Below are 20,962 nucleotides of genomic sequence, written 5' to 3' on the forward strand. Positions count from 1 at the left end.
CATTCCATAGCTTCGACCCCATCGAGATAGGGCACAGTTCCCGTCTGGTAGGTGCAGGGCTGGGGGTTGGCCTAAGCTGAAACGAAAGAAAAAGATCTTATGATCTAAGCTTTTGCGTTGAGAATCATCCGGTTCATTTCGTTCGGGAATGCCACAACTTACGGAGGAAAATAACTTGCATAAGGGACACATCATCTTCAAACGATTGCTTGCGGTACTCCTGGGTGCTGGTCTTTTCATAACGGCAGAGGTTCATGCTCACGCGGAAGACGTGCGGTTTGTGAATACACTGATGCCGCAACCTTCACAGCTGCGCCTCTCTACTGGCCCCGCAAAGATATCGCCGGAGATGAAGACGACCCTGCATGGCTCTAGCAATCCTCTCCTGCAGCAGGCCACCCGCCGCGCACTGGATCGTCTTGAAAGTATGACGCAGGTCCTGATCGACAAGAACCTGCAACCCACTGACACGGCGACCCTCGACATCGCGGTCGAAGACGTCACGGCCACACATCCTGTTCTGCAGATGGATGAGAGCTATTCGCTCGACGTACAGAGCGGCAAGGTCAGCCTCCACGCAAAGACGGTCTTCGGAGCGATGCATGGACTGGAGACCCTTCTACAGCTCGTGCAGACCCAAGGGACCGACTTCTTCTTTCCTGCTGTGCACATCGCGGACACGCCCCGCTTCCCATGGCGTGGCTTGATGCTCGACCCAGGGCGGCGTTTTCTTTCCGTAGAGGAGATTCTTCGCACGCTCGATGGCATGGCTGCTGTGAAGCTGAACGTACTCCACTGGCACCTCACCGAAGACCAGGGCTTTCGCATCGAGAGCAAGCGCTTTCCCAAGCTGCACGAACTAGGTTCCGAGGGCCAGTACTACACGCAGGAACAAGTACGACAGATCATCCAGTACGCCTCCGCGCGTGGAATCCGGATTGTGCCGGAATTTGATATGCCAGGACATTCCACCTCGTGGTTCGTCGGCTATCCCGAACTCGCCGCTCAGCCTGGGCCATATCACGTCGAACATGTAAACCATATCTTCAATGCGGTTATGGACCCCACGCGCGATTCCACCTATAAATTTCTCGACACATTCTTTGGAGAGATGGCTGTGCTCTTCCCGGACGAGTACATGCACATCGGTGGAGACGAGAGCAACGGCAAGGATTGGAGTGCCAATCCAGCGATCGTCCGATTCATGCAGCAGCACAATCTGAAAGACAGCAAAGCGCTGCAGGCGTACTTCAATCTCCGTGTCCAGGTACTGTTGAAGAAGCATGGCAAGCAGATGGTCGGGTGGGATGAGATTCTTCAACCAGAGCTCGCGCAGGACGTCGTCATTCAGAACTGGCACGGGTCCGAGTTCCTGATCAACGGTGCACGCCAAGGGCACCGCGGAATCTTCTCGAAACCCTACTACCTGGATCACATGTATTCCGCCGCAGAGATGTATGCAGCTGACCCGCTACCTGAGGGCAGTCCGCTCTCTGCTGCAGAAGCGAAGCTGGTCCTGGGTGGCGAAGCCTGTATGTGGGGCGAACAGATTGCCACGCTGACTGCGGACTCACGAATCTGGCCGCGCGCTGCCGCTGTGGCAGAGCGTCTCTGGTCTCCGATGACGATACGCGATACCGAAGATATGTACCGGCGTTTGGAGGTTACGTCTCTGCGTCTGGATGCACTGGGCATCACACATCTCTCGACGCCGCAACGCGGCCTGAGACAACTCGCGGGAAGTGATGCGGGTGCGGCGAAACTTGCGTTCTTTACCTCGTTGCTACAGCCCGTGGATTTTCACGAGCGGGGAAAGGAGCAGCACACCTCGCCGCTCACTCCCATAGGACGTCTGGTGGATTTTACGACTTCGGACCCGCCATCACGGCGTCTCCTCGACGCGCAGATCCACGCCTATCTTCAGGCTACCGATCCCAGGATGCGCGAGATGCACCGCGAGGAGTTGATGGATACTTTCTTCCGCTGGCTGGAAGTATCGTCGGACTTGAATACTCTGGCCGCAAACCACCCTCTGATCGCTGAAGTCAGAGTACGTCGCGAAGAGCTGCCAGCCCTTGCCTCTCTGGGAATTCAGTCCATCGGCTATCTCGAATCGCACACCATGCCTTCAGCGGAATGGACAGCCGCACAGACAGGGCTTTTGAGCAGAGCGGCAGAGCATAAGGAACTTGTGGACTATGTGGTCCTCGATTCGCTCAGTGTCCTTTTGAACGCGACCTCCAGGCCGTAAGGTATCGTTGCGGCCGGTCATCCTGAAGTTGTGGCTGGTCTTCGCCAGCAGCTAATACGGATTCGTATACAGGGACTTAGCTAACTCTGCGTTGCCCTCAACGTCAGAGCATATGATGGAGACAACCTTATGAAGAAAGCCGATGCAAAGGTGCCAAGCGCCGCCAATCCCATGCTCATTGAGGAAAGGCGCCAACACGTTCTCGCCACGATCCAACGGGAAGGACGTGTACTGGTCTCAGAGATAGCGGAAGAGTTGAATATCTCTCGCATCACGATCCGCAAGGATCTGGATCATCTGGAAGCCAGGGGCCTGGTGCAGCGCACCCATGGTGGAGCACTGGCGCCGCAGGTGGGATCTCTTCTCGATCCGTCGCTGCAGGAGAAAGAGCAGCATCAACTCCAGGAAAAACAGAGGATCGCATCCGCAGCGGTGAAGCTCGTGGAAGAAGGCCAGTGTGTTCTTCTGGATTCCGGCACTACCACCACGGCCATCGCGCGCGCGCTTAGAGGATTCTCCAAACTGACAGTGGTGACTAACGCCGTCAACATTGCCGCAGAACTTACTGGCACGAACTTTGATGTGATCCTGACTGGCGGCATGTTACGCAAGAACTCGTTTTCCCTCGTCGGTCCCCAGGCCGAAGATGTACTCCGAGAGATCAACGCCGACATCCTGTTTCTCGGGGTGGATGGCTTCGACCCACGCATCGGTGTCACCACGCCGAACGTGCTGGAATCGCGCGTGAATCGGGCCATGGTGAAGGCGGCCCGAAAGATTGTCGCAGTGTGCGACTCCACAAAATTCACTCACCGTAGCTTTGCGTTGATTGTTCCGCCGTCAGCGATTCATACCGTGATTACGGATTCGCGTCTCTCCGCGGAAGATGCGCAGACGCTGCGCAATGGCGGCATCGAAGTCATTCTGGTCTGACCTTCGTTTAGTCGAGGAGAGCCGTTTCGGTATGCGCGGCGAAGAAGCTTTGCATGAGCTCTGCATCGCGGTAGGATTCGGTGCCGCCTGGACGGAGCGTCGAAAATGCAGCCGCAAAATTGCCCATCGCAGCGCACTCCGCGAGAGGTTTCTTCGCGAGATATCCTTTGAGAAAGCCCGCGTTGTAACTATCCCCGGCTCCAATGGTATCGACTGGCACCACTTGAGGCGGCGGAACGGACCAGCGTTGTTCGCCGGCCTGCACAATCGAACCGCGCCCGCCGCACTTCACCGCCACGATACTCACGCGCTTCGCCAGACGCGCGATGGCCTCGTCCAGATCCTCGGTCTGGGCCATGCGCTTGGCCTCATCTTCGTTGGGCAGGAGTACATCCACGCAGTCCAACATTTCGTCCAGAGGTGCGCCCCATCTGTCCTCCGGGTCGTCGTTCGTATCGAGCGAGATAGTCAAGCCTTTCCCCGAGAGCTCTCGGCACAGTGCAGGCAGACCGGCCTGCAGTCCCTTCTGTAGGAAGAGAGAAGAGACATGAAAGTGGCGACTGTCTGCTACAAAATCGACATCGACATCGCTCACCGTCATCTCTGCCATCGTTCCAAGATAGGTAAGAATATGCCGCGTCGCACCATGATGCAGCAGGAGTGTGACCCCTGTCTGCGAGCCTGAAGCGAAGGTCGTACGGGACACATCCACGCCCGCCACACGTAACCGCTCGAGCGCGATCTCTCCCAGCGGATCGCTTCCAACACGCGTTACAAATCCTACTTTGGCACCCAGAACAGACAGATTATGCGCAAGGATTGCTGATGAGCTTCCAAGGGTCAGCCGAAAATCATTCGCGAGCAACTCTCGGTCCACAGGCATCTGCTCGGCAAGCCCGTAAAGAATCAAGTCGAGATTAATCTCTCCGGCAATCGTTACATCGAACATGCTCAAACCTTCAGATCGTGACAACGCGGTTGAGATTTTTCGGGTTGTCCGGATCCAGACCCTTCTCCAAACCACGATAGCTGCCGAGCAGCTGTCCCCACAAGACGTAGACGATGATCCGCGCGAGCTCTGGTACCGGCAGACTAAGTTCGATGAGAAGATCTGCTGTTTCACGGAGCGTCTCCGAAGCAGAGTTCGCCACGGCGAAGATTGTTCCGCCTAGTTCCTTCATCTCTACCAGCACCGAAATCTCGCTCTCGTAGCCGGATTCGGAGATAAGGCCGCCCACCATCGCTTTACCGTCCACGACGGATTTCGGCCCGTGGCGAAACTCCAACGTGTGGAAGTATTGCGCATAGCTCGAAGAAGACTCCATGACCTTCAAAGCGGTTTCGGAAGCGATTGCGTAAAGAGGTCCTTGGCCGAGAAAAGCAAAATCCTCAAAGTCCTGTTTGGCGAACTGCTCAATCCGCGGTCCATAAATTTTCAGCAGGCGTTCGGTATGCTCCGGCAAGGTACGCAGAGCGAAGAGGAACGCGTCGTCGCCTGCGATAGAGGCAGCCAGATACTGAAGAGCCATCAGCATCGAGGTAAAAGAGGAGGTCATCACCGTGCTTTCCTCGATGACGGGTAGCTTCAACGTCCGAGGGCTGAGACGTTCCAGTTCGCGTCCATCGCACGTAACGGCCAAAAACTCCATGGAGCGGCCCTGAAGATACTCAGCCACGTGCAGCACTTCAGAGGTGTGACCGGAGCGCGAGATCAGGACGGGAAAATAATTGGAAGTGTCGTCAGGAAATACGAGAGAGGGGAAGAGCAGGATTTCAGAGGCTGGTACGGCCCGGGTCTTCACGCTGAGCAATGTGGTGAAGCTGGCAGCTGCCGCCTGCGCAAGATAATAACTGGTACCGCAACCTACGAAAACCCATTCCGTCTGGCGTGGATCTTTGCCCTGCACCAGTGAGGTCAGGTCGAAGTTTTCCAGCATGTCCAGGCAGTCTTGCCAGACCTTAGGCTGTCCATAAATCTCTAAAACCGTTTTTACATCCTGTCGCATGTTCACCTGATTCTTTGAGCCTCATCGCAGAGGGAGCGGCTGCTTGTCCAGCAACGGACACCTCTGCAGCGCATCTATGATCTATCATAGCATCTATAACGAAATGTAAAGATGTAAAAAATAACTTCTTATCGGACAAAGCATTACTTGAACGATGCCAAAACGCCCTTCTTTTCCGGGCGGAGCTGGTTTTATTCGGAAGCGGGAAAACAAGCGGCGGCATACGGCTTAAGCGCTTCTCGGATGCTGTAGAGGATCAGATCCACTGGTCTTTTCGAAAGCATTCTCGCGCGGACGACTTTGTAGTGTTCGGGCATCTGCGCACTCAAGAGTGTCTCCGGTATGGAGAGGGAATTCAGATTGGAGATGAGCAGATCGGTCGCCTTCTGCACGCTCGGATGTCCCCAGTAATAACGTATGCGGTCGCTATAGCTGTACCTGCGAAGGAGCCGTTGCTCTTCCGGGCTCCCGTGGTAATGGCTCACCCAGTCCTTCGGATCGGAGACCATGGCTTCCTCCACGACAGAGCGTAGCGAGGAGCGCCTCTTGGGCGCGATGAGTTCGTCTTCGATCGCTGCCAGAGCGAAAATCGCCTCGCGCATGGCAAACGTCAGCGCTGGCCCGACCTTCAGAATGGCAAATCCATCGAGCACGAGATCACGATAGGCTGCGGGCTTTTGATAATCCGTGGAGTGCGCCTCAAAGACGAGGCCGTCGGCAGAGTCTAGCAGCGACTTCAACTCTTCTGCTTTAGCGGGTATGTAGTCCACAACACTGTCGTGATTGAATTCGACTCCGGGCTGTACCACCAGGCCCACCACACGAGGCCAGACGACACCCAGGCCCTGACGGTTGAAGATCTCGTGGTGAATCCGTAGCGTGTTTTCGGCAGCGGCCCGGGTCGTTACTTCAAGTTCTGTAAGAGCCTCCGTCGCACCGCCCGGGATGGGCACTTCGGTCCCGATAATGTAGACGGGCCTTTCCCCGGTGAGAGCGGCCTCTGCTGCCAGGCAAAGTTGGGCGGCGCGTTCCGCGACCACTTCGTCGGAGAGAGGCACCGTTTCTCCTGCGCACGCCATGCTCGCGTCGAGATGCAGCTTCTTAAAGCCTGCGGCCGCATACTCGGCCATCATCTCTTTGGCTAACGCCATGGCCTCCTCTGCCGGAAGCTTCTGCCAGGCGTTGGGTCCGAGGTGATCTCCCCCAAAGATGATTCGGTCCGTGGAGAGACCCTCCTCTTCCGCAATCGCAACGACCATCCGCCGGAAGTCCGCAGGACGCAGTCCTGTGTATCCCCCGTGCTGATTGACCTGATTCGAAGTCGCTTCGATCAACAGTGGACTTTCGTCCGAGAGAGCCTGTTGAATGGCAGCGCGGATGACCCAGGGATGCGCGGAACACACGGAGTAAATGCCTCGTGCGCTGTTTGGTGTCTTTCGATTTGCGAGCAAGCTCTCCAGTAGATTGAACATTGGATATCCTCTTTCTCCGCTTCCGTCGAATAAACAGAAGGGCCGAACTCCTCTTCCAGCATGCGCTACAATTATCGCCTAAACAAAGAAAACGAAACCAAACGATACACAGTGCTTATAGCATGACCTGGGAGGTGGCATCATGGATATGACGGACAAAGACAAATTTGTAGATATGGTCAGCGCAACGGCTGAAGTAGACCTGAGACTCAGCGATTTCCATCCCCGGTCTTCTCTGCGGACGACCGTACACGCGATTGAGCGTGGCAAGTTTCCTGTCATCGATTATCACAATCATCTCGACTCCACCGATCCCAAAGAAGTGCTGTCCATTATGGATCAGACCGGTGTGGAGCACGTGGTCAATATCACCATGCAGGTGGGCCAGAAGGCGCTCGACATCATGGACCGTTTTCATGCCGCTGCGCCGGACCGCTTCTCCAGCATCGGTTGGATGGATTGGAGCGGAGTCGAAGGCTCGGACTTTGTGAAGGTCACCGTCGACCGCCTGCATCGCATGATCGATCACGGCGCTTGCGGTATCAAGTTCTGGAAAGACTTCGGCCTGACCCTGCGTGATTCGGAGAACAAACTCATTCGGATTGACGACGATCGGTTCGCCCCGATCTTTGAGGCCTGCGGAGATCTCGCTCTTCCCGTTATGTTCCATACCGCCGACCCGAGCGCCTTCTTTGAACCGATCGATGCGTACAACGAGCGATACGAGGAGCTGGCGGCGCATCCCGATTGGGGATTCTCTACTTCACCCGTTTCAAAACGAGACCTGTTGGAGCAGCGGAACCGGGTCATCGAACGCCATCCTGCAACGACATTCGTAGGCGCGCACTGTGCAGAAAGCGGGGAAGATCTCGAATATCTTGCGCAGCAACTCGATCGCCTCCCGAATCTGCAGATCGATATCAGCGCGCGAACGCCCGAACTGGGGCGGCAGCCCTATAGCGCCCGCGCCTTTTTCCTGAAATATTGTGATCGGATCCTCTTTGGAACCGACCTTCTGCCAGATACTGAGATGTATCGACTCTACTTTCGTTTTCTCGAAACTGCGGATGAGTACTTCGAGTACCCATCGCACGCCTCACGGCAGGGAAGATGGAATATCTACGGGATCTTCCTGCCGGACGATGTCCTGCGTAAGATCTATCGAGAGAATGCTCTCAAGCTTATGCCGCACCTGCGTTAATGTTGCTGTTGTCCCGCACTGCTCTAAGTAGAATCCAAGCCCGAGGCCTCCTAGATTGCCACGTAAATTGAATCCTGTTTTGTACAACCGGTACCTTATCGCAGTGGCTGGCCTGGGCGGACTTCTGTACGGCATCGATGTGGGCATTATCGCGGCGGCGCTTCTTTATCTGGGAAAGACGGTGAACCTCTCCGTCGGGCAGACCTCGACCATCGTAGCGGCGGTCCTCGGCGGAAGCATGGTCTCTTCACTGATCGCAGGGTTTCTGGCGGACTGGGTAGGGCGGAAGAAGATGATGATCGTCAGCGGCCTGCTCTTCGTCGCGAGCGTGGGCATCATCGTCATCTCGCAGGGCTTTGTGCCTCTTCTGATGGGGCGTCTTCTGCAGGGCATCAGCGGCGGTGTGATCGCCGTGGTGGTTCCTCTTTATCTCGCGGAGTGTTTGAGCGCGGATGAAAGAGGCAAGGGCTCGGCCATCTTCCAGTTCATGCTGACGGTCGGCATCGTCGTCGCGGCGGTCACCGGCCTCTACTACACGCGCACCGCGGAAGCAGCCATCGCCGCGGCCAACGGCAACGCCGTCCTCATCCATGCCGCGCAGGACCATGCGTGGCGAGGCATGTTTTTGTCCGTGATCTATCCGGGCATCGCCTTCTTTTTGGGCACGTTCTTCCTGAGTGAAACGCCGCGCTGGCTCTTTCGCAAGGGCCGTCGCGAAGAGGCGATGACCTCGTTACGACGTGCCAACTTTGAAGACGCCGCGCTGCGCCAGATGCGCGAGATGGAAGAGTTGAGCGCCGAGAATAAAGCAGCGGATGCAGCAGTAGGTGCCGTCGGCACGCTCTTGCAGAGAAAGTACGTCATACCGTTCGTTCTTGCCTGCCTGATCCTGGGACTCAACCAGGCCACGGGAATCAACTCCGTCCTCGCTTACCTCGTGGTTATTTTGAAGCAGGCAGGTATGACCGCGCAGCACGCCACGGAAGGCGATCTTGCGGTCAAAGTTCTCAACTGCCTGATGACGATCGTGGCCATCGCCCTGATCGACCGTCGTGGTCGCAAGTTCCTGCTCACCCTCGGTACCGGCGGCATCGTGCTCTCGCTTACCGTCGCAGCGCTCCTATTCCACGGATTTGAATCCAACCGGACGGACGTCATGCAGCAGGTAGAAGCCGCCAGAACGGGCGACCACCTCACGCTGCCCATGTCTGCCATGCCCTCTACCGACGGAAAAGCCGCTTCGCTTACAGTGCTCTATACCTACGGAGACGGTGACCACATCGCCACGGCACTCACTACCGACCCGGATCCTGTCCTGAAGATCGCGCCAGAAAAGCCGGGTACCCAACTCACCATCGAACGCGCTTCGTTTGGTGTGCTCCCTACGGAAAAAATGGGTTGGTGGATCACGACCTGCGTTGCGTTCTTTATCGCGTTCTACTCAGTAGGGCCCGGTGTCGTAGTCTGGCTCACGCTCTCAGAGCTGATGCCGACACGCATCCGTTCCGCAGGCATGGGAATCGCTCTTCTACTCAACCAGGGCGCATCTACACTGATCGCAGGTGTCTTTCTGCCCGTAATCGGCCGTTATGGCTACTTCGCGATGTTCGCCTTCTGGGCGCTCTGCACGGTCCTGTATTTCATCATCGCGGCGTTCTTCCTTCCCGAAACGAAGGGCAAAACGCTCGAAGAGATCGAGCTGCACTTCCAAAAGGCAGCGGGACGGAGCGCTTAGAGGCGCTCCCATCTTGATGAATCGCTTCGGCCAAAGTCCGGTCTAATCTTCAAGAGCGCGAGTTGTAAACTCGTGTTGAAGATTTTACGGATGAGGTATGCCGATGCCGAATTACACAAAGAGCGAAGAGGCGATCTCTCGCCTCTCCCCCGAGGAGTTTCAGGTCACACAGAAGAACGGGACCGAGCGTCCTTTTCAGAATGCGTACTGGGACCATGACGAGCCCGGCCTGTACGTGGACATCGTCTCGGGCGAGCCGCTGTTCTCATCACTGGACAAGTTTGACAGCAGCTGCGGCTGGCCGAGCTTCACGAAACCCGTCGAGCCGGAAAACGTAGACGAGCTCGTCGACAGTAGCCATGGCATGAGCCGGACGGAAGTCCGCTCCCTCCATGGCGACAGCCACCTTGGCCACGTCTTCGACGACGGCCCTAAAGAGGCGGGCGGTCTGCGCTACTGCATCAACTCGGCTTCGCTGCGATTCATCCCTCTTGATGAGCTGGAAAGCGAAGGCTACGGCGACTATCTCAAACTGTTTGAGAAGAAGGTACAGGAGTAACGACATGGCAACATCGAACGAACGTGCAGTGCTTGCCGGTGGCTGTTTCTGGGGCATGCAGGACCTGTTGCGCCGTCTTCCAGGCGTGATTTCCACGCGGGTCGGCTACACCGGTGGAGACGTTGTAAATGCAACCTATCGCCACCACGAAGGCCACGCCGAAGCCATTGAGATCGTCTTCGACCCGCAGCAGATTACCTTTCGTCGGATTCTGGAGTTCTTCTTCCAGATCCACGATCCAACGACAGTGGATCGGCAGGGAAATGACGTCGGCTCAAGCTACCGTTCCGCGATCTTTTACACGACCGACGAACAGAAGGCAGTTGCGGAAGAAACCGTCGCCGATGTCAACGCCTCGGACTTGTGGCCGGGCAAGGTCGTGACCGAAGTCGTCCCCGCAGGCGCATTCTGGGAGGCCGAACCGGAGCACCAGGATTACCTGGAACGTATCCCCCACGGATACACCTGCCACTTCATCCGGCCGGGCTGGGTTCTTCCGAAGCGCACTGTCCAGCCTTTATAAGTAATTCCGCCAACGCATCATCTTCTATGGACATTGCAAAGGAGCGCATGGTAGCTTCTTTGCAGTATCCATAGGAGCTGGCATGGCAACGGACAAATCCGAGGTTTTACAGGGAACTCTGGATCTCATGATCCTCAAAACGCTGCAGTCGTTAGGCCCACTGCACGGATTTGGCATTGCGCGGCGTATTGAGCAGTTGAGCGAAGACGTACTGACGCTAAACGAGGGTACGGTTTACACCTCACTCCTGCGCTTGCAGCAAAAGAGCTGGATCACAAGCGAATGGGGTATTTCAGAAAATAACCGCCGCGCCCGTTTTTACAGCATTACCAAGCGCGGCCTGAAACAGCTCACTGTAGAGACGGAAAACTGGGAGCGCATCGCAGCAGTGATTGGCCGTGTGCTGGCTCTTGAGGTAAAGGGCTAGCTATGTCCGACCGCGCGCGGACGTTCATGGCTCGATGGTCGGCGCTTTTCGGCCAACGCCGCGCCGAGAGCTCTCTGGACGAAGAGCTGCGCACCCATCTGGAGATGCTCGCAGAAAAGTATGAACAAGCGGGCATGAGCTCCAGGGAAGCCGCACAAGCGGCACGACGACAGTTTGGAAATACGACTTTGCTGAAACAGCGGCAGAGAGAAGCGAGGACAACGATGTTCTTTGCAAATACTTCGCGAGATTTACGGTATGGCGTACGGCAACTGGCAAAGACGCCTGTGTTCACCATCGTCTGTGTGCTGACACTTGCGTTGGGCGTGGGTGCCAACACAGCCGTCTTCAGCGTGATGCATGCGGTGCTCATCAAGATGCTGCCCGTGCAGGACGCTTCGCGTGTTTTCTATGTACATACAACGGGGTGGCCAGACGGTGCCTCACAGACCGGTGAAGGGAGCACCTCCTTTTCCTATCCCGTGTATCGGGCTTTGCGAGAGCGGAGCGGGTTGCAGCAGGTGATGGCTTTCATTCCCATGTCCTCGAGCGGGAAAGCGGCTGTACGCGTTGGCACAGTACCGGAGGAGGCTGCGGGCGACATGGTGAGCGGCAACTATTTCAGTGGGCTTGGTGTCGGTACTGAGTTGGGCCGCGGCTTTGTCGAGAAGGACGAGGACGACCACACTCCCGTCGTCGTTATCAGCGAGAGCTTCTGGACGACGCACTATGCGCGTAGCCGCGACGTGCTCGGAAAACCGCTTTATATCAAGTCCATTCCGTTCACCATCGTGGGCGTTGCCGCGAAGGGATTCGAAGGCACCGAAGGAAGTCGGCCACTGGAGTTCTGGATACCTCTCCAGAGCAGGCCGGAGTTCAATGCCTGGGGCAACCCGGCAGAAAACGGCATGTACCTGACGAAGCAAAACTTCTGGTGTATGAAGCTAATGGTGCGCGCCGCATCGGGAGGGAGCCGTGAGCAGGTCGTGGCGCGGGCGCAGGCAGTCTTTGAGCAGGCAGCGTATATCGGCGTGCGACCGAAGCGCGCAGGAGACGAAACGTACCAGCTCTCCTTCACGGAAGCGAAGCAGTTCGACAGCCAGGACGACTCCTTCGCTCGCTCATTGAAGATCCTGATGGCGATGGTCGGTCTCGTTCTGCTGATCGCCATGAGCAATGTCATCATGCTTCTGATGGCACGTAATGCAAACCGACAACGGGAGTTCAGCGTGCGCCTCGCTCTCGGCGCAGGTCGGCGGGAGATGTTTCTGCAGCTTCTCACCGAAAGCGTTCTGCTCGTCACCCTCGGCGGCATCGCCGCATGGGCGTTCGCTCTCGGTGCGACGCACGCCCTCGGATCGTGGGCGCACATTGAATCGAATCTCCAGCCGGATGGAACGGTCCTGTGGTTCACCCTGAGCGTGCTCTTCCTGCTGGCCCTTGTCTTCGGACTCGCCCCGTTGCGGGCTGCGATGTCCGGCGGCTCGGATATGGTCGTCCGCAGCTCCGCCACGGTTTCACAGTCGAGTTCGCAGAAGATGCGCGTTGGCAATGCGGTCATCGTCACGCAGATCGCCATGTGCGTCGTCCTTCTGGTCGGCGCGGGACTGCTCCTTGGCACTCTGCGAAATCTGCTGAATACACCTCTGGGGCAAAAGCCACAGGGCCTGCTCGTCTTTGGCATACATCCCCAACATGCCGATACCAAAGAGGAGAGCATCGCCTTCTTCGTCAATCTTCAGCAGAGACTCCGCACGATTCCCGGCGTGGAGAGCGTCTCCATGGCATCCAATCGGCCCGGCTCGGGATGGTCCAACAACAACGGTGGCCTCCTTGTGGACGGACACAAACCGAATGGGATCGAACCGGGACAGGCAAATTATCGGGGAAACGTAGTCGGTGCGGACTACTTTCGCACCATGGGTGTACAGGTGATTCAGGGGCGGGATTTCTCCGATGCGGACTCCCCGGCCGCTCCAAAGACTGTCATCGTGAATGAAACCTTTGCGAAGAAGTATCTGGGCAACCTGAACGCCGTCGGCCATGTCCTTAGCGATCCAAAGGGCACCGACCCGACCCTCATCATCGGCGTCGTGAAGGACCACAAGTACACCGGCATTACCGAGGAGACGAGGCCCATGCTTTGGACCGTCTTCACGCAGGGTGGCGCTGTCAACCAGCTCAATATCGAGATGCGTGTTCCTGGAAACCCCATGGCGATGTTGCCTGCAGTGCGCAAGGTGATCACTCAGATCGATCCCGACATGCCCTTACTCGAACCTACGACCCAGAGCGCGGTCTTTGAGCAATCGATCTCGCAACAGGCTCTCTTTGCCCGTCTCGCAGGCTGCTTCGGTGTCCTGGCCGTTGTGCTCATCGCAACCGGTCTCTACGGAACGCTCGCGTATCGCGTCAGCCGCCGTAGCGCGGAGATTGGCGTGCGCATGGCCCTTGGAGCGCAACGTTCGCAGGTAGTGTGGATGGTGCTGCGCGGAAGTCTGCTCTTGTGCGCGGCAGGTGTGGTCCTGGGTGTGCCGCTCGCAATGGCCGCCGGTAAAGGTCTGGAAAGCTCACTCTACGGAATGAAGTCCCTGGATCCGGCGAGCTACCTTATGGCGATTGTGGGGGTTGCTCTCGTAGCCCTGCTGGCAAGCGCGGTACCCGCAGGACGCGCTGCGAACGTAGATCCCCTGAGTGCCTTGCGGTCGGAGTAAACGTCGATCACGAAAGGTCTACCGCAGCGTGATCAAGGGAGTAGAGGGACTGCAGAAAACCTTGCCATGGCTCAGAGCGATCTTCCTCTGCGCTAGGCCTGCCATGGCAGGGTCGTGCGTCACCATCACAATCGTGTGCCCCGCGCGATGTAAACCACGCAGCAACTCCGCCACAATCTCCTGGTTCGCTGCGTCGAGGTTCCCAGTAGGTTCATCCGCTAGAAGAATCGGTGGCTCATTGATCAGCGCCCGCGCGATACAAACCCTCTGCTGCTCTCCACCGGAGAGCTCACTCGGCAGATGCTCCGCACGATCCGCCAGCCCAACCTTCGCCAGAGACTCCAGCGCTTCGTCGCGGTTCGTGATGGAGTGGAAATACTGCGCCAGCATCACATTTTCCAGCGCCGAGAGGTAGGGAATCAGGTGGAACTGCTGAAAGACGAACCCGATCTTGTCTGCGCGAAAGCGATCGAGAGCAGAAGGCGCCATCGTCTTCACATCTTCGCCATCGATAAGGAGCGTCCCGCTGGTCGGCCGGTCGAGACACCCCAGCAGATTGACCAGTGTTGATTTGCCGGAGCCCGAGGGGCCCGTAATCGCGACCCATTCTCCAGCCGCAATCGAGAAGGTCGCATCATCCAAAGCCCGCACTACACCGGCCTGTCCGCGATACTCGCGACTCACCTTCGTCAGCGAGATGACTCCGGCGGAACTCTGTGCGTTTTCTTTCATGTCTGCTTCCATTCTCTCACTCACCCCGCAGCAGGGCAGCGGGTTGGAGAGCGCGCAACGCTCGCGCGGGAAGCATCGCGGCCACAAACGCAATCAGCAGATTCATCACAAACACCACGGGAAGCACACCTGCGCGCGGCAACGTCGCAGTATGAAAGTTCAGCTCACCAATGCCCCAGGCCGCCAGCGAGCCTAAGAAATATCCGGCAACCACGCCCACAACGGCGATTGCCATCGCCTCTGCAACGAACAACGCCAGGATCTGGTTCCGTCGACTTCCCAGCGCTTGCATCAGTGCAAAGTCGCGACGTCGTTCCAGCACCGAAGCCGACATCGTAGCGAGTACCGCCACGCCCACCGTCAGAGCGATCAATACCACGGAGGCCAACAGCAGCGTACGCATGCGGCTCACGATCCGGCTCTCCGAATCTACAAGTTGCCTAACCGGTGTGACGGTCATTCCCGGCAGACTCGTCCGCATCCGCTCCGCAGCAGCCTCGACCGCAGCCGCGTCCCCACCGACGCGCACTTCAATCACGCTCGGCGTAACATGCGCGAAACTTTCAAACGTCTCCAGCGAGATATAGATGCGGCTCTCTTCCTCGCCGCCCGTCTTCAACTGCCCGACGCCATGCAGCAACAGCGAGCGCCCGTCATAACTCAGCTTCACATCGTTCTTATTGTCGATAAACTGTGCGGCCTTTTCGCCCAGAAGGGAATCGTTCGCCGCCGCAGGCCACGCGGCCAACTGCCACCACGAGTCCAGCTTCTTTACCGCGCCAAAGTCCGTTCCTGCCACGACAACGTCCGTGCCACGATCCGTCTTCATCACGGCATAGGCAAACGGCGCGGCCACAGCATCGCTTCCGGCAGCACTCTGGACCTTGGTGAGAGCATCCTCTGGAAACGCAGCCTTGTCCGCAGTCGTCACCACAACGTTTGCGCCAAAGCTGCGGAACTCATGGTGCAGCTTTTCCGTAATATCGAGGGAAAGCGTCAGCATCGCTGTGGCAATCGCCGCAGAAACCGTCAGCCCCAACGCCGCCGCTGCAATTCTTCCGGGCTTATGCTTCAGCGAGCGCAGCAATAGTCCTCGCATGGAGATCGCCTGCATCGAGTGTCGAGAAGAAACGGAACTCCTCATCAGGCATCCGCCCGCAGCGTCGCCGAAGGATCCATCCGCAGCGCCGACCGGATCGAAGGCGTGCTTCCCGCAAACGCCACCAGCACCGCCACTCCAACGACAGCGGGCAAGAGTGCAAGATTCACAAGCAAGCCACCAGCCGTGTCCTCAAAGATGCGTCGCCCCATCCATCCCGCCAGCAGCGATCCCAACAGAAACCCAACGCATCCGCCCATCGTCGCCAGCAACGCGCTTTCCGTATAAAACAAGGCTGCAATCCGTCCCTGGCTGGCGCCGAGCGAGCGCATCAACCCAATCTCGCCGCGCCGTTCCAACACCGCAGTAGCCATGGCGGCCGATACTGCAAACCCTGCAGCAATCAATGCGCCCAGGCCGATCAGCCACATCAGTCCCGAGATCCGTCGCAGCACCTGCCCCTGGCTCTGCTCCACCTTGCGAATCTGCTCCGCACGCGCCCCCGGAAGCGCCTCTGCGATCTGGTAGGCAATGGAATTCGCATACGGCCTGCAGTACCAGAGCTCTTTTTTCTTGGGCGAAAGCGTGTCCGGATTCTCCCGTGCGAAAGCATCCTCAGGCCGCGTCCGCGCGCCCACCAGAACGCGACCAACGGCACCGGGTGTTCCAGCGAGCGCCTGTGCCGCAGAAAGCGGCATCAACACTTCGCCATCTGTCTCATCGCCGGTCGTCACCAGGCCAACGACGCGCATTGCGCCAATCGTGGAGCCGGTCTTCACACCTAACCTGGTTGCGAGCGAAGAGCCCACGACCACCTCATCGTCCTTGGCAGGCCACGCGCCATTCAGCTTCCACCACGGATGCATCGCCGCCGCAGCGGCCTTGCCATTCCTGGAGGCAAACCACATTCCCACCGCAGGCACCGTCGCGTCTCCGGCATGCAGAGAAACCGGAAGCTCCGGGGAAACTCCATTAATATTGTTCGCCCAGAAGATCGTCTTCAGCTTCGCCAGATCGGCCTCGCGCAGGCCGACCCCGCCTGTGGTGGGCTTTACGCTGACTCCGCCGATATTGACCTGCAGGGTCTCGGCCAGCGGCGTCACCACGATATTCGCGCCGTAGCTCTCAAGCTCTTTGTGGATGCGGTCGCCGATGGAGGTCGCCAGCGCCAGCATCGAAGTCACCACGGTCACGCCCATCAGGATCGCCACGCCCGCCAGCGCCTTGCGCCGCTTCTGCCGCCGAAAACTCTCCCACAGAAGGCGAACAAACATTCGCTAAGCCCCGAACCGAGCAGCGAGGGTCTTCAGATCGCTGCCCGCGATCATTACTTCTCCGCCCGCCTGCGAACTCTTCAATGGCACGGGATTGCACCCGCCTGCCTGACCCATCGACTGAGGCACCAGGGGAGAGGCGCACATCTTGCACGTAATCCCCTGCGGCCCGATGTAGAAACCTACCGGACCGCAGATCTGGCAGGCATCGGCGACGGAGACCACATTTCCGTCCGGCTTGCGATACAGCAGGAACCGTACCGTCTTCGCACCGGAGTCCGTATCCACCACCACCGAGTAGCGATGCAGCTGATCGTCGTTCACCTCAGCAAGAGGCACAGCCACCTGGCTTCCCGTCAGTACAACGGCCTTTGCCGGGGAGAGAGAAGTGGTGCTCTTCGCGTAGATAAACTCCGCAGTCGTAATAAAGATAAAGAGGAAGCTCGCGGCGCAGACCGCGGTCATCCACATCCGCTCGCGCCGTGCTGTCCACTCCGCTTTGCGTCGGTCGGCAGCAGTCGCTGTGGCGTCAATCGCTACGCCGTTGCGCCGCTTGTATTCCATCAGCATCATGATGCCGGCCAGCGCCAGCATGGTGATGAAGAAGAAGAGATCGTTGCGGACAATCGGCCCGATCAACCGCATCTCCGCCTTATTCGAGGGGAGAACGCCGTTCTCACTCAACTCGTGCAGACCGGAGACGATCAACTGAAACGCGACGAAGTAAAGAATGACCGTCGTCACTTTGAAAAACCGTCCCAGGTTTACGCGCAGACTTCCGCGCGCGAACATCACGCCGAAGACCACGCTCACGGCCAGGCCGAGCAGCGTTCCCATAAAACTCATCAACTCGGAGGAATTTAGCGAAACGGCTGCCAGGATCAGCACCGTCTCCACGCCTTCGCGCAGCACCATCAGAAAGACGAAGAAGAAAAGTCCCAGCTTTGCCGAAGGACTCGCAGCCAGTCGAGAGATCTTCCCCTCGATCTCGCCTTTCAGACCTTTCGCTGCCTTGTGCATCACCCAGATCATGCTCACGACGAAGAACGCCGCCAGCAACATGACCCAGCCTTCGAAGATGTCTGTGTTCACTTCCAGTTTGGCGATAACGACCGCCGTCAGAATCGAAGCCAGAACCGCCGATCCAAGTCCCCAGAAGACGGTCTTTTTCAGCTCGTTACGACCAATTTTGTTCAGGTAGGCGAAGACAATCCCAATAATCAGCGCCGCTTCAACACCCTCGCGCAGCGTGACGATAAATGCTTGCAACATCTTGTTTATTCACGCTTTCACGAGCAATCTTGCGTCGTCGCAGTATCTCGATTCTATTGCGGACTAGATTGGTCGTCAATTGGGCGGCGCAAGATGGTGCGCCCGGAAGGATTCGAACCTCCGGCCAACTGGTTCGAAGCCAGTTGCTCTATCCAGCTGAGCTACGGGCGCATAATTTTCTGGGAAAGCTGCAAAGAAAAATGGGGAAATGGTGCTCCCGGAGCGATTCGAACGCCCGACCTAACGGTTCGTAGCCGTTTGCTCTATCCAGCTGAGCTACAGGAGCACACCCTTGTGCAACTCTTTGAGAATAACAACTCATCAGCGACCACGCAACCTCTGCACTTCTTCAAAACGTGACACGCAATCCCAATTGGTAACTTCTCGGCGGTACAAAGTGCGTTCCGCTGAAGGGTGAAAGGAAGTTGTACAGCGCGATTTTGTTCGTCGCATTGAGCACAGAGAAGCGAACGCCTATCGCTGCTCGTTCCACGTGGAACAATTCATCCTCGCCAGCCGAAAAATCCAGTAAAGTCCGTGGCGAAACACGCACCGGATTGCGATCGTCATTCTGCATGCCGAACGCTGGAATCCGCACACGCGCTGCCCCAAACGCATCTGGGCTGCATTGCCGAATGGCATGCTGTGGCGTCGCCAAATCATTGCCGCAGTAAAGCCCCATCTGGGCTTGTTCATCTGCCGTGAGTTGCAGAGCATCGGTGTAAACCGGAACCGTATTCGGAAGCGCGAGACCGCTGTTGTATCGCCACGTTCCTGCAATCCACGGACGATGTTCTTTCAGAATGCGTGCGGGAAGTTGATAGCGAAGATTCGTTGTCTGCTCGAACTCTTCTCCATGGTCGATGCGAAACACCGGACTGGCAGGCACGCTGTTGAAGATCAAGCCACCCACCGCAGGCGTAAAGAATCGCGAACGTACATGCCCCATCACGCTGTATGCACTCAGTCCATGAAAATCATTGAAGTTCAAACGCAGCGCCAGGCCGTCGATCTTGGACTTGCGCCAGGCCACGCTGAAGGTGATCGGCGTACCGAAGAGCGTATCGAAGTCGAAGGCCGTATGCGTGAACTTCCAGTAATAGTCCGCATCGACGCTCAGGTGTCGTCCAAAGTTCTGCGCAAAGCCCACGTTGAACTGGTTCCGCGTCCCGGGCCGTACTGGCTCAGAACGGAAGCTTGCGAATGGATTCGTTCCCGAAGTGTTCGCAGAGGATTCGCTCGCGAAGATCAGGTTTTCGTTATACGGCGTCTCATACAAGCGCGCATACGAGGCCCGCAGAAGCGTGCGGCTTCCCGGAGTTCGCCATCCAGCGCCCAGGCGCGGTTCGATCTGTCTTCCTCGGCTGAGACCGTTGTAGACGTCGTAACGCAGACCGACGTTCAGAAGTAGCCGCCCAAACTTGATCTCGTCCTGGCCGTAAACCGCGCCCTCTACAATCTCTGCCCCTTGATTGAAGTGGTACTGTGTTCCTCCACGTGAAAGGTCATACGGCAGCAGGTTCGGTAGAAAATCAGGATTCGCAAGGAACCCGGCCCGTGCGCACTCGCTCATCGAACGAACAGAAAGAGCGGGAACAGGATCGCCATCCGTACTGAGACAGACGGCGTTGAAGAGTGGATCGGTTAACCCCACATCGAACCGTTCGTGCAACGGCGTATGCCAATAACTGCCACCAATCTTCACCGTATGCGCACCCTTTGCGTAGATCACATCGGCGCGAAAGCCAGTGTTCGTCAGCGTCCGATTCTGTGCCAACGTTGCGGTCGCGTCGGCCAGGGCATTCGCGGTAGGGAAATACTGCGCCTCGTCGTGCCGGTAGAACCCTACGACCATTCCCATCAACTCCGGGGTAAAGACGTGGCTCCAACCCAAGGCCGCATTGACGTTCCGGATCTGGCTGCGCTGGTCCTGTCCCGCAGCCTGCGCGTCGTAGCTGTTCGGCGTCTGAAACCATGACCGTCCTGCCCCAAGGTTCAAGTGCACCGCATTTCTTTCGTTCGGACGCCAGTCAATCCGGTCGAAGCCACCGGAGCTGTTGCCATGATCGTGGAATGGCCGAATCTCCGGTGTATCCAGAAAACGTCCTGAATCGCTGCCGTTCAAGGCAAGAAAACTTCCCCAACGCTTATTGCCTGCCGCCAGTGTGAATCCGTGCCCCGAAGTGCCGAAGCTGCCGTAGTCACTCGAAAGCTCGCCCGCTAATCTCTGCCCAATCCCTGACCGTGTACTCACTTCGATGACCAGGCTTGTCTTGTCTCCAAACTCAACACCCGGAGCGCCCGTCGTCGCAGTCAGCGACCGGATGATGCTCGGGTCGATCTGGTTCGAAAAGACCTTGGCCTGCTGGTCCGTAATCGGTTGCCCATCGAGGGAGATCGATGTGTCGGCATGTTCGCCAAGAGGATGCGCAAACCCGTTCGCATCAGCCGCAACGCCAGGTGTAGTGCGCGTGATCAGGTCCGTAAAACCAGTTGCCCGATTAAAACTCGGAAGTGCCGCGATCTCTTCCTGATTAAGGAGGGCATGCGCTGTGGGCGAGCTTGTTTCGAAGGAAGCGCTCTCCGAGGACACCGTAACCTCTGTGTCGCCAGCCGTCGCCACCAGTCGAATTTCTGTTGGCGGTGCATCCGCCGAGATCGGAAGAGTACGCTCCCGAAATCCATTGGAGATTACCTTCACAAAGCAGCCATTCGCCGGGGAGACCGAAAAGGTCACGGCGCCGCTGGCATCCGTTGTTCTTAC

Annotated in this window: 16 protein-coding genes and 2 tRNA genes; 8 read left to right on the forward strand and 10 right to left on the reverse strand. The window is 57.6% G+C overall.

The features are described from left to right. Window positions 1–175: 175 nt before the first annotated feature. Together ACIPR4_RS07185 and agaR are read left to right on the forward strand one after the other, a co-directional pair. The gene (locus ACIPR4_RS07185) at window positions 176–2,251 is read left to right on the forward strand and encodes a beta-N-acetylhexosaminidase (protein WP_013567996.1); all 2,076 of its coding nucleotides are present in this window, start codon (window positions 176–178) and stop codon (window positions 2,249–2,251) included. 129 nt (window positions 2,252–2,380) lie between these two features. Beyond that, window positions 2,381–3,184 (forward strand): transcriptional repressor AgaR, encoded by an 804-nt coding sequence (agaR, locus tag ACIPR4_RS07190; protein ID WP_013567997.1) that lies wholly within the window; start codon window positions 2,381–2,383, stop codon window positions 3,182–3,184. A gap of 7 nt (window positions 3,185–3,191) precedes the next feature. Here agaR and ACIPR4_RS07195 read toward each other — a convergent pair whose 3' ends face one another. From ACIPR4_RS07195 to ACIPR4_RS07205, 3 genes are all read right to left on the reverse strand, one after another. Next, entirely contained in the window at window positions 3,192–4,133 is a 942-nt protein-coding gene (locus tag ACIPR4_RS07195) for a carbohydrate kinase family protein (protein WP_013567998.1), read from the reverse strand. A gap of 10 nt (window positions 4,134–4,143) precedes the next feature. Next, window positions 4,144–5,190 (reverse strand): SIS domain-containing protein, encoded by a 1,047-nt coding sequence (locus tag ACIPR4_RS07200; RefSeq protein ID WP_013567999.1) that lies wholly within the window; start codon window positions 5,188–5,190, stop codon window positions 4,144–4,146. Window positions 5,191–5,381: 191 nt separating this feature from the next. Then, window positions 5,382–6,662 (reverse strand): D-tagatose-bisphosphate aldolase, class II, non-catalytic subunit, encoded by a 1,281-nt coding sequence (locus ACIPR4_RS07205; RefSeq protein ID WP_013568000.1) that lies wholly within the window; start codon window positions 6,660–6,662, stop codon window positions 5,382–5,384. Window positions 6,663–6,804: 142 nt separating this feature from the next. On the opposite strand from ACIPR4_RS07205, the gene ACIPR4_RS07210 reads away from it, so the two are divergent. From ACIPR4_RS07210 to ACIPR4_RS07235, 6 genes are all read left to right on the forward strand, one after another. After that, on the forward strand, window positions 6,805–7,863 hold the full coding sequence (locus ACIPR4_RS07210; RefSeq protein ID WP_013568001.1) for an amidohydrolase family protein: 1,059 nt from the start codon (window positions 6,805–6,807) through the stop codon (window positions 7,861–7,863). A gap of 55 nt (window positions 7,864–7,918) precedes the next feature. Continuing rightward, the gene (locus ACIPR4_RS07215; RefSeq protein WP_013568002.1) at window positions 7,919–9,598 is read left to right on the forward strand and encodes an MFS transporter; all 1,680 of its coding nucleotides are present in this window, start codon (window positions 7,919–7,921) and stop codon (window positions 9,596–9,598) included. Between the two features lie 103 nt (window positions 9,599–9,701). Beyond that, on the forward strand, window positions 9,702–10,157 hold the full coding sequence (gene msrB / locus ACIPR4_RS07220; protein WP_013568003.1) for a peptide-methionine (R)-S-oxide reductase MsrB: 456 nt from the start codon (window positions 9,702–9,704) through the stop codon (window positions 10,155–10,157). A gap of 4 nt (window positions 10,158–10,161) precedes the next feature. After that, window positions 10,162–10,680: a peptide-methionine (S)-S-oxide reductase MsrA gene (gene msrA / locus ACIPR4_RS07225; RefSeq protein ID WP_013568004.1), complete on the forward strand. Its 519-nt coding sequence runs from the start codon at window positions 10,162–10,164 to the stop codon at window positions 10,678–10,680. Window positions 10,681–10,762: 82 nt separating this feature from the next. Then, window positions 10,763–11,107, forward strand: coding sequence for a PadR family transcriptional regulator (locus ACIPR4_RS07230; RefSeq protein WP_013568005.1), 345 nt, complete (start codon window positions 10,763–10,765; stop codon window positions 11,105–11,107). A gap of 2 nt (window positions 11,108–11,109) precedes the next feature. Then, window positions 11,110–13,821, forward strand: a complete 2,712-nt coding sequence (locus ACIPR4_RS07235) for an ABC transporter permease (protein WP_013568006.1) — start codon at window positions 11,110–11,112, stop codon at window positions 13,819–13,821. A gap of 18 nt (window positions 13,822–13,839) precedes the next feature. Here the strand turns inward: ACIPR4_RS07235 and ACIPR4_RS07240 are convergent, their stop codons facing one another. The 7 genes from ACIPR4_RS07240 to ACIPR4_RS07270 all read right to left on the reverse strand — a co-directional run bounded on the left by ACIPR4_RS07240 (window position 13,840) and on the right by ACIPR4_RS07270 (window position 20,935). Continuing rightward, window positions 13,840–14,553: an ABC transporter ATP-binding protein gene (locus ACIPR4_RS07240; RefSeq protein ID WP_041586531.1), complete on the reverse strand. Its 714-nt coding sequence runs from the start codon at window positions 14,551–14,553 to the stop codon at window positions 13,840–13,842. Between the two features lie 16 nt (window positions 14,554–14,569). Beyond that, on the reverse strand, window positions 14,570–15,652 hold the full coding sequence (locus ACIPR4_RS07245) for an ABC transporter permease (protein WP_013568008.1): 1,083 nt from the start codon (window positions 15,650–15,652) through the stop codon (window positions 14,570–14,572). 44 nt (window positions 15,653–15,696) lie between these two features. After that, entirely contained in the window at window positions 15,697–16,926 is a 1,230-nt protein-coding gene (locus ACIPR4_RS07250) for an ABC transporter permease (protein ID WP_013568009.1), read from the reverse strand. Between the two features lie 3 nt (window positions 16,927–16,929). Next, window positions 16,930–18,198 (reverse strand): Fe-S-containing protein, encoded by a 1,269-nt coding sequence (locus tag ACIPR4_RS07255; RefSeq protein ID WP_013568010.1) that lies wholly within the window; start codon window positions 18,196–18,198, stop codon window positions 16,930–16,932. A 94-nt stretch (window positions 18,199–18,292) separates the two neighbouring features. Continuing rightward, window positions 18,293–18,369, reverse strand: a tRNA-Arg gene (locus ACIPR4_RS07260). A gap of 38 nt (window positions 18,370–18,407) precedes the next feature. After that, window positions 18,408–18,484, reverse strand: a tRNA-Arg gene (locus ACIPR4_RS07265). Between the two features lie 63 nt (window positions 18,485–18,547). Then, window positions 18,548–20,935 carry a TonB-dependent receptor plug domain-containing protein gene (locus tag ACIPR4_RS07270; RefSeq protein WP_187290262.1) on the reverse strand — a complete coding sequence of 796 codons (2,388 nt, stop codon included), beginning with the start codon at window positions 20,933–20,935 and terminating at the stop codon, window positions 18,548–18,550. Window positions 20,936–20,962: the final 27 nt, after the last annotated feature.

Source organism: Terriglobus saanensis SP1PR4 (assembly GCF_000179915.2).
Taxonomy (GTDB): domain Bacteria; phylum Acidobacteriota; class Terriglobia; order Terriglobales; family Acidobacteriaceae; genus Terriglobus; species Terriglobus saanensis.

What these genes read in the sequence shown, in the direction of transcription:
- msrB (WP_013568003.1), top strand. Translation starts at nt 9,702, where the DNA reads ATGCCGAATTACACAAAGAGCGAAGAGGCGATCTCTCGCCTCTCCCCC.
- ACIPR4_RS07200 (WP_013567999.1), bottom strand. Translation starts at nt 5,190, where the DNA reads ATGCGACAGGATGTAAAAACGGTTTTAGAGATTTATGGACAGCCTAAG.
- agaR (WP_013567997.1), top strand. Translation starts at nt 2,381, where the DNA reads ATGAAGAAAGCCGATGCAAAGGTGCCAAGCGCCGCCAATCCCATGCTC.
- ACIPR4_RS07205 (WP_013568000.1), bottom strand. Translation starts at nt 6,662, where the DNA reads ATGTTCAATCTACTGGAGAGCTTGCTCGCAAATCGAAAGACACCAAAC.
- ACIPR4_RS07210 (WP_013568001.1), top strand. Translation starts at nt 6,805, where the DNA reads ATGGATATGACGGACAAAGACAAATTTGTAGATATGGTCAGCGCAACG.
- ACIPR4_RS07255 (WP_013568010.1), bottom strand. Translation starts at nt 18,198, where the DNA reads ATGTTGCAAGCATTTATCGTCACGCTGCGCGAGGGTGTTGAAGCGGCG.
- ACIPR4_RS07195 (WP_013567998.1), bottom strand. Translation starts at nt 4,133, where the DNA reads ATGTTCGATGTAACGATTGCCGGAGAGATTAATCTCGACTTGATTCTT.
- ACIPR4_RS07230 (WP_013568005.1), top strand. Translation starts at nt 10,763, where the DNA reads ATGGCAACGGACAAATCCGAGGTTTTACAGGGAACTCTGGATCTCATG.
- ACIPR4_RS07240 (WP_041586531.1), bottom strand. Translation starts at nt 14,553, where the DNA reads ATGAAAGAAAACGCACAGAGTTCCGCCGGAGTCATCTCGCTGACGAAG.
- ACIPR4_RS07245 (WP_013568008.1), bottom strand. Translation starts at nt 15,652, where the DNA reads ATGCGAGGACTATTGCTGCGCTCGCTGAAGCATAAGCCCGGAAGAATT.
- ACIPR4_RS07235 (WP_013568006.1), top strand. Translation starts at nt 11,110, where the DNA reads ATGTCCGACCGCGCGCGGACGTTCATGGCTCGATGGTCGGCGCTTTTC.
- msrA (WP_013568004.1), top strand. Translation starts at nt 10,162, where the DNA reads ATGGCAACATCGAACGAACGTGCAGTGCTTGCCGGTGGCTGTTTCTGG.
- ACIPR4_RS07250 (WP_013568009.1), bottom strand. Translation starts at nt 16,926, where the DNA reads ATGTTTGTTCGCCTTCTGTGGGAGAGTTTTCGGCGGCAGAAGCGGCGC.